This window comes from Shigella sp. FC1967 (assembly GCF_001743005.1).
GTDB lineage: Bacteria > Pseudomonadota > Gammaproteobacteria > Enterobacterales > Enterobacteriaceae > Proteus.
The window spans coordinates 1-15,105 of sequence record NZ_MIIZ01001054.1; the positions used below are offsets into that span (position 1 = coordinate 1).

At 37.5% G+C, this 15,105-nt stretch carries 16 protein-coding genes and 1 pseudogene; 10 read left to right on the forward strand and 7 right to left on the reverse strand.

Annotation, left to right across the window (positions count from 1 at the left end; genetic code table 11):
- Positions 1-94: 94 nt before the first annotated feature.
- Together BHE89_RS18110 and BHE89_RS18115 are read left to right on the forward strand one after the other, a co-directional pair.
- A complete protein-coding gene (locus tag BHE89_RS18110) occupies positions 95-805 on the forward strand; it encodes a HAMP domain-containing protein (protein WP_069369581.1) in 711 nt (236 codons plus the stop codon).
- Between the two features lie 186 nt (positions 806-991).
- On the forward strand, positions 992-2,503 hold the full coding sequence (locus BHE89_RS18115) for an insulinase family protein (RefSeq protein WP_286146278.1): 1,512 nt from the start codon (positions 992-994) through the stop codon (positions 2,501-2,503).
- Positions 2,504-2,602: 99 nt separating this feature from the next.
- Here the strand turns inward: BHE89_RS18115 and BHE89_RS18120 are convergent, their stop codons facing one another.
- From BHE89_RS18120 to BHE89_RS18135, 4 genes are all read right to left on the reverse strand, one after another.
- The gene (locus BHE89_RS18120; protein ID WP_069369583.1) at positions 2,603-3,613 is read right to left on the reverse strand and encodes a serine hydrolase domain-containing protein; all 1,011 of its coding nucleotides are present in this window, start codon (positions 3,611-3,613) and stop codon (positions 2,603-2,605) included.
- A gap of 80 nt (positions 3,614-3,693) precedes the next feature.
- Complete coding sequence (locus tag BHE89_RS18125) at positions 3,694-3,903, reverse strand: 2-hydroxymuconate tautomerase family protein (RefSeq protein ID WP_006534633.1); 210 nt, start codon at positions 3,901-3,903, stop codon at positions 3,694-3,696.
- 70 nt (positions 3,904-3,973) lie between these two features.
- A complete protein-coding gene (gene yhjD, locus BHE89_RS18130; protein ID WP_069369584.1) occupies positions 3,974-4,993 on the reverse strand; it encodes an inner membrane protein YhjD in 1,020 nt (339 codons plus the stop codon).
- Between the two features lie 334 nt (positions 4,994-5,327).
- A complete protein-coding gene (locus BHE89_RS18135; protein WP_069369585.1) occupies positions 5,328-5,717 on the reverse strand; it encodes a DUF1090 domain-containing protein in 390 nt (129 codons plus the stop codon).
- A 181-nt stretch (positions 5,718-5,898) separates the two neighbouring features.
- Here BHE89_RS18135 and BHE89_RS18140 point away from each other — a divergent pair, with 181 nt between their 5' ends.
- The 4 genes and pseudogenes from BHE89_RS18140 (at position 5,899) to BHE89_RS18155 (ending at position 10,825) form a co-directional block, all read left to right on the forward strand.
- Positions 5,899-6,741, forward strand: coding sequence for a 23S rRNA (adenine(2030)-N(6))-methyltransferase RlmJ (locus tag BHE89_RS18140; protein WP_069369586.1), 843 nt, complete (start codon positions 5,899-5,901; stop codon positions 6,739-6,741).
- Positions 6,742-6,888: 147 nt separating this feature from the next.
- A pseudogene (gene gorA, locus BHE89_RS18145) lies at positions 6,889-8,242 on the forward strand (glutathione-disulfide reductase).
- A 621-nt stretch (positions 8,243-8,863) separates the two neighbouring features.
- The gene (locus BHE89_RS18150; protein WP_069369588.1) at positions 8,864-10,285 is read left to right on the forward strand and encodes an NAD(P)/FAD-dependent oxidoreductase; all 1,422 of its coding nucleotides are present in this window, start codon (positions 8,864-8,866) and stop codon (positions 10,283-10,285) included.
- 45 nt (positions 10,286-10,330) lie between these two features.
- Complete coding sequence (locus tag BHE89_RS18155) at positions 10,331-10,825, forward strand: RidA family protein (RefSeq protein WP_069369589.1); 495 nt, start codon at positions 10,331-10,333, stop codon at positions 10,823-10,825.
- A 194-nt stretch (positions 10,826-11,019) separates the two neighbouring features.
- Here BHE89_RS18155 and BHE89_RS18160 read toward each other — a convergent pair whose 3' ends face one another.
- Positions 11,020-11,922, reverse strand: a complete 903-nt coding sequence (locus BHE89_RS18160) for a LacI family DNA-binding transcriptional regulator (protein ID WP_128860701.1) — start codon at positions 11,920-11,922, stop codon at positions 11,020-11,022.
- Positions 11,923-12,219: 297 nt separating this feature from the next.
- Between BHE89_RS18160 and BHE89_RS26355 the strand changes: the two genes are divergently transcribed.
- The 4 genes from BHE89_RS26355 to BHE89_RS26370 all read left to right on the forward strand — a co-directional run bounded on the left by BHE89_RS26355 (position 12,220) and on the right by BHE89_RS26370 (position 13,807).
- On the forward strand, positions 12,220-12,741 hold the full coding sequence (locus BHE89_RS26355; RefSeq protein ID WP_286146279.1) for an alpha-amylase family glycosyl hydrolase: 522 nt from the start codon (positions 12,220-12,222) through the stop codon (positions 12,739-12,741).
- A gap of 113 nt (positions 12,742-12,854) precedes the next feature.
- Entirely contained in the window at positions 12,855-13,478 is a 624-nt protein-coding gene (locus BHE89_RS26360; protein ID WP_286146282.1) for an alpha-amylase family glycosyl hydrolase, read from the forward strand.
- A complete protein-coding gene (locus BHE89_RS26365) occupies positions 13,468-13,641 on the forward strand; it encodes an alpha-amylase family glycosyl hydrolase (protein WP_286146280.1) in 174 nt (57 codons plus the stop codon). Before BHE89_RS26360 ends, BHE89_RS26365 begins: the two co-directional genes overlap by 11 nt.
- Positions 13,628-13,807 (forward strand): hypothetical protein, encoded by a 180-nt coding sequence (locus BHE89_RS26370; RefSeq protein ID WP_286146281.1) that lies wholly within the window; start codon positions 13,628-13,630, stop codon positions 13,805-13,807. The genes BHE89_RS26365 and BHE89_RS26370 overlap by 14 nt, the downstream gene beginning before the upstream one ends.
- Positions 13,808-13,867: 60 nt before the next feature.
- Here the strand turns inward: BHE89_RS26370 and mobB are convergent, their stop codons facing one another.
- Both mobB and mobA read right to left on the reverse strand, forming a co-directional pair.
- Positions 13,868-14,386, reverse strand: coding sequence for a molybdopterin-guanine dinucleotide biosynthesis protein MobB (mobB, locus tag BHE89_RS18170; RefSeq protein ID WP_069369592.1), 519 nt, complete (start codon positions 14,384-14,386; stop codon positions 13,868-13,870).
- A gap of 11 nt (positions 14,387-14,397) precedes the next feature.
- A complete protein-coding gene (gene mobA / locus BHE89_RS18175) occupies positions 14,398-14,982 on the reverse strand; it encodes a molybdenum cofactor guanylyltransferase MobA (RefSeq protein ID WP_069369593.1) in 585 nt (194 codons plus the stop codon).
- Positions 14,983-15,105: the final 123 nt, after the last annotated feature.

The window sequence follows — 15,105 nt, forward strand, 5'->3', positions numbered from 1 at the left end:
TAATCATTATTTTCTTTCTGGTAAAGGTGATACATAATCACAAAAATACAGTATAATCACTCTGTTCAGACTATGTATATTGGAAATAGCAACGGTGAAACCTCATCTTAAACATTCATTAACAATAAAACAGATGGCCGCTGTTGCGGGCGTTACGTTGGTGACTATTGCTATTTTTATCAGTATTCAGCTTGTTTATTTAATAGATCAACGGCGTGAAGATTATCAAAATCAGCTTTTTAATGCCGGTGTAAGTATCCAGCAACCACTTGCTGATGCATTGTTACGATCAGATTTGAACGATGCTAAACAACAAATCGTTGCACTAAAAGCAACAGGCATTTTAGGTAAAGCGATTGTTATGCAACCTGAAAATGTGCAAGTGATGAATTTAGACTTTGCACCTAAAAAAGAAGTCTCTGAATTCTCAAGCTGGCTTTTTGGTATCCCCGTTGAAGCTGTTATTCCTTTACAGCCATTAGGTATTACTTCAACAGATGATAAGTCCTATAGTGGTCATCTCATTTTACAGGCAGATACAAATCGTTTTTATCGTTTTGCCAGTAATACTGTTGCATTGATGCTAACAACATATCTGCTGATGGGGCTTATTCTGACGGTTGCTATTAGTTGGTGTATTAACCGTATTGTTGTAAAACCTTTACGCCAAATCGCCGTGACCCTCAACAAAGATAACAAAGTTTCAGCGTTATCTTGTCCCAAATCACATTGTGATGACGAGATTGGTTTGCTGGTTAAAGGATATAATCATCAAAAATCTGAGCAAAAATTGCCAAAGGTCTGAACCTTCTTACACCATAATGAGTCTAATCACCATAGTGATTTCATTTCATGTTTCTGTGGTGATAAAGAATGATAATACAAAAGATAGACATCCGACATCAAACATGTCTTTTGGCACTTATTGTTAAACCTCATAAGTGGTTTAATACCAAGGATTAATACAACAGAGGTTCACATGCAGGGTGTAATGACACGAATTTTATTGGGAAGCGTTATGTTCGGCGCTGTTGTTTGCCAAGTTCAAGCAGAGGCTTTACAGCCTGATCCAGCTTGGCAAGAAGGGCGACTAGCAAATGGCTTTCAGTGGCAAATTTTACAAACACCGCAACGCCCAAATGATAGAATACAGATCCGTTTATTAGTCAATACGGGTTCTTTATCAGAAAAAAGCAGTGAAACGGGTTTTTCATCCTTGGTGTCCAAACTTAATGTTTTGGAAAATACAGGTTTAACGCCAGAGAAACGTGATAACTTATGGAAAAATGCGTTAGATCCTGATTATCCGTTGCCTCCAATGATCGTTTCATACGATTTTACTGTTTATAATCTAAGTTTACCGAATAATCAGCCTGAGCTGTTAAAGGATGCTTTTGCATTATTAGCGGGTATTGCTAAACCTGCACAATATACTGAAGATGCGGTTCGTAACGCAGTTCAATCACCACTTCCCGTTGCAACGTTTCCCCTTAATATTGAAGATCCTATCTGGCGCTCACGTCTTGAAGGGTCTAATTTAAAAGGCCACAATCCGGGCAAACCGGTTAATCAATCTGTCAATACGAAAGAGCTGTCAGATTACCAACAGCGTTGGTATACCCCAGATATGATGACTCTCTATGTTGCAGGTAATGTTGATAATCGAGTATTGACTGAAAGTATTAATCAGGCCTTTTCTCCTCTATCAGGAAAGCGTGTAACCCCCGTTCCAGTACCTGTTCTTGCCGATATGAAACCTGAAACGTTATATGTGCAAGAGCCTATGCGTGCAAAGGATCAAATTGCTTTAATTTGGGATTTAGACTGGTCGCCAGTAAAAGATTCGGACACGTTAAATAAATATTGGTTAAGTGATTTAGCTCGTGAAGTGATTTTTGTGCATTTAGGTCGTAGCCTTGAACAGCGTAAGGAAAACGACAGTACGCAAATTAACATTGATTGCCGAGTACAATATCAGCGTGCAAGTTGTTCTTTAAATCTTGATACTGCCACAGCGCATATTCCTGCATTAGCATCATGGGTAGGAGAAGAATTGGGGCGCTTGCGTAACCAAGGTATTAGTGATGAGTTATACCAAGAGCTACAACAAGAGAAACAACTTCAATTAACTCAATTGTTTGCTCGTTATGCGAAAACCAGTACGGCTATTTTAATTAATCAGCGTTTGTTATCACAACAAAGTAATATTATTGATATTCCACCTGAACAATATCAGCGCTTACGCCAAGCCTTTTTAGCGGGTTTAACAAAAGAGACATTAAATCAGGAGCTTTCAAGAGTTTTATCTGAAGATATTACTTTTGTATTAACGCAAAGTGGTGAAACGCCAACGGTAAATCTAGGTGAATTACGAATTCAATTTGAAAAGCAAGTTCATCCTGAAATGACAAATACACCTGCACCGGTTGCAACTAATGCTACACCAAATAAAGCGATTGAAGCGCCTGCTGCAACAACTCCAGCACCAACGAAGAAATTGTAATAAATCAGGGATAGGCTGATATTGAAAATATATCAGCCATAAGATAAACAAAAAGCCAAAAGTGTGATTGATACGTTTTTGGCTTTTTATTTTTTGATTTTAAAGGCGTTTAAACGCTTCTTTAATAATGGCTATCAAATCTTCACGATGATTTCTTTGGGTTGTAAAACCGGCAATAGCAATCTGTTTTTCAGGTAAATAATAAGCGACTGAGCCCCAATAACCAAGATGGTAGTAAAGTGTGCCTAAGCTAGTTTCTTCCGCCATTAAGCCTAAACGATAATTTTCCGCACCGGTATGTGAGCCTTGCCATTTCATCTCTTTTAAGGTCGATGGATGTAAGTAAACTCTATCTTCGAACAAATCTGCAGTAAATTTAGCTAACTCAAGGGTGGTCATCACAAGCCCACCACCGCCAAAAGCATCCATTGAAGCATCTATATGAGTCCCTTCATGCTCACCTGTAAACTGTCTAGCTCGCGCTTTAAAATGCTTAGGTTGTTGTTCTAAACCTTCCCACCACGTTTGTGGTAAATCTAAGTTTTGAAAATGCAATAAATCACGCACGGCGGTGGCCATATTTTTTTTCATAAACTGAGAAAGGATATCACCTAACAAAATGTATCCTGTATCTGAATAAATGAAGCGTTTTCCCGCAGGGATAATGGGAAAGCCTTGTTGAGCATAGCGCGCTATTTGCTCTTCTCGTGTCCATTTATGAGTGGGATCTTTAATCACCTCTTCGAGGTAAGCTTCATTGGCATGATCGAATAAGCCACTGCTATGACTTAATAAATGGCGTAGCGTAATGGTTTTAAGATCATACCCTAGCTCTAATAATGTCTGTTGATAGTTAGCACTTAAATATTTAGTTATATCATCATCAAGGGATAGGGCATCTTGTTCCCATAAACGTAAAAAAGCAGCTGCGAGAAAAGTTTTTGTATTACTCGCGATTCGAAAAGGTGTATCTACAGTTAATTTTTTCTGGATACTTTCGTCAGCAAATCCATGTGCCATACCAAAAGGGTACTGAATACCTGCACCTGTAATATAAATAGCACTTGCTGAAGGTAAGGCATGAAAAGCATCAGTCATTGATTGAACCATAGTTACTTCCTTATCTGTCAGGATAATAAATCAGTAAAAAGGGTGTACTTGGCACCCTTTATTTTTATTGCAGAAATGCTTTATTTACTTTTTGTTGCTGCTCGTAACTCGGTGACTGTTTTACCACCTATTCCCCAGTTATCTGTTTCAACTTCATCGATGACCACAACGGTCGTTGCTGGGTTTTTGCCTAATACATCAACTAAAAGTTGTGTTGCTCCCGCAATGAGTTGTTCTTTTTGTTCTGCGGTTGCACCTTCGCGTGTAATTTTAATATTAACGTATGGCATTTTTTTTTCCTTATTACGTTATTTATAGGAGGTTAATGCAGGGAATTAACCATGTTGTTTTATCATAAAGTTAAGATGTTGATTGCGTTTCATTCAACTGTTCTTTGCGCATATTTGGACCATCGGTGGCTATCCACGCGGCACAAAAGAGCGTTAATCGGGCAAAAAAGTAGAAGAAAGCCATTAAGCCTATCACTGAACCAAATGCGGCACCTGAAGGTGAGCTTGCGATTTTAGGTAGCATCCATGTCATGACGGATTTTAATATTTCAAAACCAATGGCCGCGATAAGTGTGCCTTTAATAAGCGAAATTCGTTTGGGTTGATGGCGAGGAAGGATCCACAATATCCATAAAAAGAGTAAGTAATTTGCAGTAATGGAAATCGTTAAGCCGATGATCGTCCAAGCTGGTGTTAGCCATTCAATGCCATCTAATCCCAATGTATGAACAATCATTCGTTGGGCTGAACCTGCCACAGAAGTGAGTGTAATAGTGACAATTAACGCAAAAAGTAAGCCAATTAGCGCTAAAAAGTCACGAAAGTAGCGAAAATAGATTTTCTCTTGCTCTTCTTTGTTTCTTTCCCAAACGGGGCGAGATTGCGCCAGGATGGCTTGGCGTAAATTACCCACCCAGTTAACACCAGAATAAAGTGCAATTGCTAAACCGGTTAAACCCACGGTAGTACGCTGGCGAACTGCAGTATCAATACTTTGTTGAACCGTGGATGCCAGCGTTGGATCGTCAATGCTATTTGCGACACCTGTAATTAATTTAGCGAGTAAATCTGGGTTTGAGGCTAAAACAAAACCTGCACAGGCAAAGGAAAGCATTAATACAGGAATTAATGATAAAAATGAAAAATAGGTAATAGCGGCACCAAACTGATTTCCCATTCTGTCAGTAAAGCGTTCGGCAGTGCGAATAAGATGTGCAATAAAAGGGATGTGAGTAATAAAGTTACTGATTTTTATCCCAATACCGATGGCCTTCTTTCCGCCATGGATCCCTTTTTCCAGCCCTTTTTTGAGTGGCTGAGTCAGTTGAGTTTTTTCGTTTTCTGTTTTGGGTTGCTGCTCTTCTGACATATGTCCTCTTTAATTAGATCTGTCCATTTTTTAATAACTGAGTGTCACTACTATAGTTCTCACTCAAAAATATCATAGCTTAATTTCTATTATACACCTTATGCTTATTGTAATTAGCCACTGATTTAGGATATGTATTTGTTTGTTATAGCTTAAGTGTAGATGATGCCCTATCAAAAGGTGTAGATAATCTTGTGCTTAATAAAAGGATAAAAAAAACCAATACCGTAATTATGAAATTAAGTTTAGTTTACTAAGAGAATGGCTACTCACTTATTATTTTATTCTGTATTTCACAGTCAAATAAGGAGTAGACATTAATTACTGATGATAACTACTTTGTCAGTAGGTTTAATTCTTCTTCAATTGCTTTTAAATCAGCTTTTTCTTCAGCTAGCTTTCTTTCTTGTTTAGCTATTTTAGCTGCATCACCCTTAAGTTGTGCTTCTTTTAATTCCAGTTCACGCTTTTCAACATCGAGTTGTTTTTCACGTAATTCAAGGCGCGTATTTTCAACCACTTTTTCAGGAGTGCAATAGCGTTCAACATTTTGTAATGCTCGCTCCAAGCCTTGGATACGATATTGATTACCATGTGCTTTTGCATATTCCATTTGTTTTTGGATATTCTGTTTTTTTATCTCACAGCCATTGGTTGAACTATTGGCATAAGCATTACTCGCAAGTAAGCTTAAGGTTATGACAGTAAAAAGTAATTTTTTCATCTTTTTTATCCTATTTAAACTTAAGTGAAATATAAACTTATCATAACGGTTGAATACTAAGACACAACGTTTCTTTCGCTTTCAATGAAGAAGTTCGGCTTTTTCTGATACACTGAGTTTAATCACTATTTCAGAGTAAATTAATTACTAAGCTATACTTATTTCTAACGGAAGATAAAGAATGCTGAGCTATCGCCATAGTTTTCATGCTGGCAACCACGCCGATGTTTTAAAACATATTGTTCAAACACTCATCATTGAGTCTTTAAAAGAGAAAGAGAAACCTTTTCTTTATCTTGATACTCATGCTGGCGCTGGACGGTATCAATTAACCAATGCTCATGCGACTCGCACTGGCGAATACTTAGAAGGGATCGCTCGCTTATGGCAGCAAGAAGAAGTGCCTGAGCTTATTTTGCCTTACCTTGAAGCGGTTGGGGAATTAAACGCAAATGGGGAACTGCGTTATTATCCAGGATCGCCGCTATTAGCGGGAAAATTACTAAGAGAACACGATTCTCTAGCGTTAACAGAATTACATCCAACGGATTTTCCTTTATTACGTACCGAATTCTCTCGTGATAAGCGAGCGCGAGTTGCTCGTGAAGATGGTTTTGGCCAATTAAAAGCTAAGTTACCTCCACCAAGTCGCCGTGGATTCGCATTAATTGATCCACCTTATGAACTTAAACAAGACTATTCTGCGGTTGTGAAAGGTGTTGTTGAAGGCCATAAACGCTTTGCCACTGGAACTTATGCGATTTGGTATCCCGTCGTTCATCGCCAGCAAATCAAGCGTATGTTAAAAGAGCTTGAAGCAACAGGGATCCGTAAGATTTTACAAATTGAATTAGCAGTAAAACCGGATAGTGATCAACTAGGGATGACGGCATCAGGCATGATTGTGATTAATCCGCCTTGGAAATTAGAATCACAAATGAAATCAATACTCCCTTGGTTACATAAAATCTTAGTTCCTGAGGGGATTGGGCATACATTAGTGGAGTGGGTTGTACCAGAATAAGCCTCTTTATTATTGTTTTTGCCTATTACTGTAAAAGCTAAAATCTGACGTGCTATGTTTTAAACTTTGTCATAATAGATTTCATGACATGAAAGACTTAGCCTGTGAGTTACCTATTTTTCTACAGATAAATGGATCAGAGAAATGATGAGCAAACATTACGATTATATCGCCATCGGTGGCGGTAGTGGTGGTATCGCATCAATTAATAGAGCTGCAATGTATGGACAAAAATGTGCATTAATTGAAGCGAAAGCATTAGGCGGCACTTGTGTTAACGTGGGTTGTGTACCTAAGAAAGTGATGTGGCATGCAGCGCAAATTGCTGAAGCTATTCATCAATATGGTCCTGATTATGGTTTTAATACCACAGTGAACCGTTTTGATTGGGATACCCTCATCAGTAGCCGTTCTGCTTATATTGACCGTATTCATCAATCTTATGACCGTGTCTTAGGTAATAACAAAGTTGATGTTATCCAAGGGTTTGCTCGTTTTGTTGATGCCAACACTATTGAAGTTAATGGTGAAAAGATCACGGCTGATAATATTCTGATTGCAACAGGAGGTCGTCCTGTTCAACCGAATATTCCAGGTGCTGAGTATGGTATTAATTCTGATGGTTTCTTTGAGTTAACTGCTTTACCCAAACGTGTTGCTGTTGTTGGTGCGGGTTATATTGCGGTTGAACTTGCGGGTGTGTTAAATGCGTTAGGTAGCGAAACACATCTATTTGTACGTAAACATGCACCACTGCGTAATTTTGACCCATTAATCGTCGAAACACTGTTAGAAGTGATGGAAACGGAAGGGCCTAAGTTACATACACACGCTATTCCTAAAGCCGTGATAAAGAATGCAGATGGAAGTTTAACGCTACAACTGGAAAACGGCACAGAGCAAACAGTTGATACCTTAATCTGGGCAATTGGCCGTGAGCCTGCAACGGATAACTTGAATCTGTCGGTAACGGGTGTTGAGTTAAATGAAAAAGGCTATATCAAAGTCGATAAATTCCAAAATACCAATGTAAAAGGCATTTATGCTGTTGGCGATAATACAGGGGCGGTTGAATTAACGCCTGTTGCTGTTGCCGCAGGGCGTCGTTTATCAGAGCGCTTATTTAACAATAAACCGAACGAACACTTAGACTATTCTAATATTCCAACGGTTGTATTTAGCCATCCTGCTATTGGTACTGTTGGTCTAACTGAGCCTCAAGCGATTGAGCAATATGGTGCAGACCAAGTGAAAGTGTACAAATCGTCTTTCACTGCAATGTATAGTGCGGTGACTCGTCATCGTCAACCATGCCGTATGAAGCTGGTTTGTGTTGGTGCAGACGAAAAAATTGTTGGCATTCATGGTATTGGTTTTGGTATGGATGAAATGCTACAAGGTTTTGCCGTTGCACTGAAAATGGGCGCAACGAAAAAAAGACTTTGATGATACGGTGGCAATTCACCCAACAGCAGCAGAAGAATTTGTGACGATGAGATAAGCCATTACCATTTATATTGTGTAAGCTTATTTTTATTATTACGTGGAAAGCTAGAGTTAACCCTCTGGCTTTTTTATTGAGAATTTGTCTTTATTTCAGTTTTATGTCGCCCTCAAATATCCTCTTTTCTACCTATTTTCCAAAAAGCATATTTATCTACTTATTGACCCAAAAACCAGCCACTCAATGAAATGACTTATTTTTTAAAAATAAAGTTATCTCATAGTCAACATTCATTTTTTTATTTATGTAATTGTGCGATAGGTTTGCTTATTTTGTAAACAAATCTTGACATATTTACATGCTTATTTGTATCAAAATGTTAATTAAATGCATGATTACACTTTCCATTAACAACTTTAATTTTGTAGATAATTCTCTTATTTATCATTGCATAACAATAATTAACTCAATAAATGATTATCTGTAACTGACGGTTTTTTTATGAGAAAAAGTAATTATAGTAACCATATAGTATCTATGGATATTGTTGCTTAGTGAAATGCTTAACAAATAATTATAATTATTAACAATATAATGAACTATGGTAATATCCACTTTTAAAGATACAAACTAATAACATTATAAATATAAATGGTAAATCCATTACTGAGGTAGAAGATGAAAATTTCAAGGAGAAAGCTGCTTTTAGGTGTTGGTGCTGCGGGTGTTTTAGCCGGTGGTGCTGCATTAGTTCCGATGGTTCGTCGTGATGGCAAATTCGTTGAAGCTAAATCTAGAGTATCGTTTGTCGAAGGTACAGAGGGTGCTCTGCCTAAAGAGTCTGATGCAGTGATTATTGGTGGTGGTATTCAAGGTATTATGACCGCTATCAACCTTGCAGAACGTGGCATGAGTGTCACTATTTTAGAAAAAGGCGAGATTGGTGGTGAACAATCTGGCCGTGCATACAGCCAAATTATTAGTTATCAAACATCACCCGAAATTTTCCCATTACACCATTACGGGAAAATCTTATGGCGTGGAATGAACGAGAAAATTGGTGCTGATACCAGTTATCGTACACAAGGTCGTGTAGAAGCCCTTGCAGATGAAAAAGCATTTGATAAAGCTCAAGCATGGATCAAAACAGCAAAAGAAACGGCAGGATTTGATACACCACTAAATACTCGCATTATTAAAGGTGAAGAGTTATCAAATCGTCTTGTTGGTGCTCAAACACCATGGACGGTTGCCGCTTTTGAAGAAGACTCAGGTTCTGTTGATCCTGAAACAGGGACACCAGCATTAGCACGCTATGCTAAACAGATTGGCGTGAAAATCTATACCAACTGCGCGGTAAGAGGCATTGAAACTGCGGGTGGTAAAATTTCTGATGTTGTAACAGAAAAAGGCGCAATTAGAACATCTCACGTTGTTCTTGCTGGTGGTATTTGGTCACGTTTATTTATGGGGAACATGGGCATTGATATTCCAACGCTGAATGTTTACTTATCACAACAACGTGTATCCGGTGTTCCAGGCGCACCTCGTGGTAACGTGCATTTACCAAATGGTATTCACTTCCGTGAACAAGCCGATGGAACTTATGCTGTCGCGCCACGTATTTTCACCAGTTCTATCGTGAAAGATAGCTTCTTGTTAGGGCCTAAGTTCATGCACCTATTAGGTGGTGGTGAGCTGCCATTAGAATTTTCTATTGGTGAAGACTTATTTAATTCATTCAAGATGGCAACATCTTGGAAATTAGATGAAAAAACACCGTTTGAACAATATCGCATTGCAACAGCAACACAAAATACTGAGCACTTAGATGCTGTATTCCAAAGAATGAAAGCAGAATTCCCAGTATTTGAAAAATCACAAGTTGTAGAACGTTGGGGGGCTGTTGTTAGCCCAACATTTGATGAATTGCCAATTATTTCTGAGGTCAAAGAGTACCCTGGTCTGGTTATCAATACAGCAACAGTATGGGGTATGACTGAAGGTCCTGCCGCAGGTGAAGTGACTGCGGATATTGTTACGGGCAAAAAACCCGTTATTGATCCAACACCATTTAGTATGGATCGTTTTAAGAAATAAGTAACCCCTTGTTTTACTGTAAATTAAACATGTTAAGGAGTTTTCATGCGCTATAAAAGTTTACTTGTTGCTCTACCTTTTATTTTTGGTGTAGCAAGTGCGAATGCGGAGGGTGTTGTGCACCATAAATTAAACGGTATGCCTATTTCAGAATCTGTTGAAGTGAGTGCAGGTAACAACCTTGTTTTCTTAAGCGGTAAAGTTCCTGCTAAGAAATCAGCAGATGCGCCAGAAGGTGTATTAGCGTCTTATGGTAATACTGAAGAACAAACTATCAGTGTATTAGAGCAAATCAAAACTCACTTGAATGAACTTGGCTTAGACATGAAAGACGTTGTTAAAATGCAAGTCTTCTTAGTTGGCGGTGAAGAAACTAAAGGTGAGATGGACTTTAAAGGCTTTATGGATGGCTATTCTAAGTACTTTGATGCTTCTAAAACTGAACAATTGCCAGCGCGTTCAACTTTCCAAATCGCTAAACTGGCAAATCCAGCATGGCGTGTAGAAATTGAAGTTATCGCTGTTCGTCCTGCAAAATAAAGACGGTAGCTTTTATTTCGTTTTGAAGTAAAACATAATCAATTAAAACGCCAAAGAGGGCTAACTTTCTTTGGCGTTTTTTATCACAAAACGGCTATAAGAACTGAATCAACCATTAACTGCTTTCACCTTGAATAAACGTCACTGGAATAACAGAGACATTATCTGTTATTTCTTTATTCTCAATTAATGCACTAATTACTTCTACGCTTTTTTTCAGCTAGTTTTTCAAAGGGCTGTTCAATACAGGTTAATTGCCGCAGTGTTTGATTTAACCAGGGGCTGCCATCGTAAGCGACAATTTTTAGTTGTTCTGGAATGACGATATTTCGCCTTGTTGCTTCATTAAATAATGCTATGGCGGGAATATCCGCAGCAAAAATAGCATCGATATCTGAATGCAAAGAAAGTGTTTTTTTGGCAAACGATTGAAAATAATCTTTTTCTTCTTTTTTCCAATTTACTTTGCAAGGAATAGGTTTAATACCAGCCTGAATAAGCGTTTCTTTAAAAGCTAAACAGCTTTGATATGAAGGAGTTGATGATAAATAACTTGAATTATCTTCAATATAGAGAATGTTTTGGCAACCTTTTTGAATAAGGTGTTCTGCGGCTAATCGACCACCAGTATGGTGATCAGAGCAAACTAATGGAATATCATGAAGATGACGATCTAGTGTTACCACGGGTCTTTGAATATGCTGATATTCACTATCATCCAATAGCAGATATTCTGCAATAATACCGTCGATCTGACCTCGTTTAAGCATATCAAAAAATATACGTTCACGTACTTTGCTATTTTGTGTTGCACATAACATCATGCTATAGCCATTTTCAGCGAGCTTATTTTCAATAAAACGTGTCACAGTCGCAAAATAAGGATATTCAAGGCTATTAATAATGACACCAACAACCGCGCTTTTTTGTTGATATAAATTTCTTAGCCAAGTATCAGGAATATAGTCTAATTCCTCTACCGCTTTTTTTATTTTTTCTCGCGCAGCTTGAGATACATAACCACTATTATTTAATGCCCTAGAAACAGTGCTTGCTGCGACATTTGCTTTTTTTGCGACATCCCGGATCCCCGCCATTGAATATGCTGTTGCTCCTTTCAATTAGTTGATGACCTAATATATCTTAATATGATTATGAGAAACCCATCTTTATTGAGGTAATTGTGTTTTTTTTAATATGAGCTATTTCACATTTTAGTATGTTAATTACCTTACCCTCTCTTTTAGTGCTTATAGTATTCTATATTAATTATGGAACAGTTCCATATATACGAATTACCTTGGTGAGGTGAATATGTCTAGTACTTGGTGGAAAGAAGCGGTGGTCTATCAAATTTATCCCAAGAGTTATTATGATAGTAATGGGGGACGGTGTTGGGGGATTTTAGCTGGGGATCACCGAAAAAATTAGATTATATCCAGTCACTTGGTACAAATGTTATTTGGTTATGTCCCATATTTAAATCGCCAATGAAAGACAATGGTTATGATATTGCTGATTATTCTGTGGTTGATCCTATTTTTGGCGATAATAACGCGTTGGATACCCTTATTAGCGAAGCTAAAAAGCGTGATATAAAAATTCTACTCGATTTAGTTTTAAATCACTCTTCTAATGAGCATCCTTGGTTTAAAGCAGCAATTGAAGATCCTAGTAGCCCATATGCCGATTATTATATTTTTAAACAATGGGATAAATCGACTCCCCCTAATAATTTACGCACTTATTTTGATTGCTCGGTTTGGAGCCGTGTTGGAAAAACTAATCGTTGGTATTTTAATTCATTTGGCCCTGAACAGCCGGATTTAAATTGGGAAAACCCACAATTACGTAAAGATATTATCAATATGATTAATGTCTGGATCAAAAAAAGGTGTTGCAGGATTTCGCATTGATGCGATTGGTAATTTAAAAAAAATCCCCTGAAGCCTTATCTGAATATCAATTTGAGCCTGACAAAGACGATGGTTCTGCATCTTTAGTACCTTGGGTTTTAAATCAACCGGGTATTGATAAGTTCTTAACTGAATTAGCCGAGAATACTTTTAAGCCTGCAAATAGTATGACGGTTGCAGAAATTGATGTGCCTGAAAAAGATTTGTGTGCTTATGTTGGTGAAAATGGTTATTTCTCCATGGTATTTGATTTTAGTATCGCTGACTTAGATATTCGCAATGAAAAGCCATTCACCCTTAATCCAATCACAGGTGAAAGATTAAAACCTGTATTTATTAAAAGCCAACTAGATACTCAACGAGTTGGTTGGGGAGCACCTTATTTAGAAAATCATGATCAACCTCGTTCATTAAATAAATTTCTCCCTAAAGGTGGTATTAATCCAACTAGTGCCAAAATGTTAGCGACATTTTTATTAACTCAACGAGGAACACCTTTTATTTATCAAGGACAAGAAATCGGTATGACAAATTGTCCTATGACATTAGAGGAACATGATGATTTACATGTCTTTAAATTATATGAATGGGGGCATAAATTAGGTTATAGCGATAAGCAAATAATGGAATATTTTAATGATCGTAGCCGTGATAACTCAAGAACACCTTTCCAATGGAATACTGAAATAAATGGTGGTTTTAGTACAGGTAAACCATGGTTAAAAAGTGAATCCTAACTATGTTGATATTAATGCACAGAAAGAAACGCAAGATAAGCATTCTCTGTTCGCTTATTACCAACAATTAATTGCATTAAGACGACATTCAGAGATCAGCGATATTTTGATTTATGGTGAGTTTTTGCCATTAAATTCACCAGAAAAATGTGATTGCTTTTAAACGTATTTATGAAGATAACTCAATCAATATTTACTGTAATTTCAGTGGTGAAGAAAAAGCACTAACCATAAAAGCGAAAGATATTTATTTGCATAACAGCCCAATAGTGGAAAATGCACAAGGCGAGCTTATCCTTCAGCCTTATCAAGCAATTATTTTTGCTTAATTTATTTTATCTAATTAAAAATAGAGCGCCTTTATAAGGCGCTCTATGACTTATAATTTTTTATTTCGTCTGCTTCAGCCAATCTGCAATAAATTCAGCAATAGCTTCAGGTGCGTTGATATCTAGTAGTGGAAAATCTACGCTTAAATCACAATCACTGGCAACGGCAATAACGTGCTCATCAAGTAAATCATTAAAATTACGCTCATTGATATGACGATAAAGTGCAATTTTAGGAATGGTTTCGCTTTTAAATCCTTCGACTAAGATTAAATCTAGCTTATCTGCATCAAAACGAGATGCGAGATAATACAAATCTAATTCTGGGAGTTCTGGCGTTTCTGTCATTAATGCCCAACGTTGTTGGCTTGCGACTAATGTCTGGTCTGCACCTGCTTTTCTAAGCTCGTAGCTATCTTTTCCGGGCTTATCCACATCCATATCATGGTGAGTGTGTTTGATCATACCTACGCGAATTTCTCTTTTGCGTAATTGTGGAATAAGTTGTTTCAGTAGTGTCGTTTTACCGGTTCCACTCCATGCTGTGATCCCTAAAAGGGGTAAATCTGCTTGTGCCATGTTTTTTATTCCTATTTTTTTAATTTGTTGGCTTTTTCAATGTCGTCAGGCGTATTCAAATTAATAAAAGCACTCGCTTGATCGGCGAATAAAACAGGGTGCGCATTTATCTGTTTCATAAACAGCATTAATTTTCGATCACCTTGCGCTAAATATGCTTCTAGCATAGGAATAATACGACGATTTAGCAGTGCTAAGGTAGGATGTTCTCTTTCACCATCATCAACATAAACGGCTAACGCTTCACCTTTTTGCTCATAGAGTTTTTCAACTAAATTAAGAGGAAAATAGGGAACATCGCAAGGTACAAAAACAACCCAAGGTGTTGAGGCTTGCTTTAATAACGTGAGCATGCCAGCTAAAGGCCCAGAAAATCCTTCTATTTCATCTGTAATAACCGGATATTGGCTTTGGCGATATTGTTCTAAATTTCGGTTAGCACTAATCAGTATACTATCAACTTGAGGTGCTAATTTTTGGGCAATATGGCGGTATAAAGGCTGTCCATGTAAAATTTGAAGCCCTTTATCTGCCCCTCCCATTCGTGTCGCTTGGCCACCTGCAAGTATACCACCTGTAATATTCTTCATTTTCATATTCAATATTTGTGAATAAATTGGCTAAAATTTCCGAACGATTTTTATCAAGGAAAGACGATATACTAAATAAAAAATATCGACTTAATGAGATTTCATGTAAAGCAACAGCAATTTTTATCA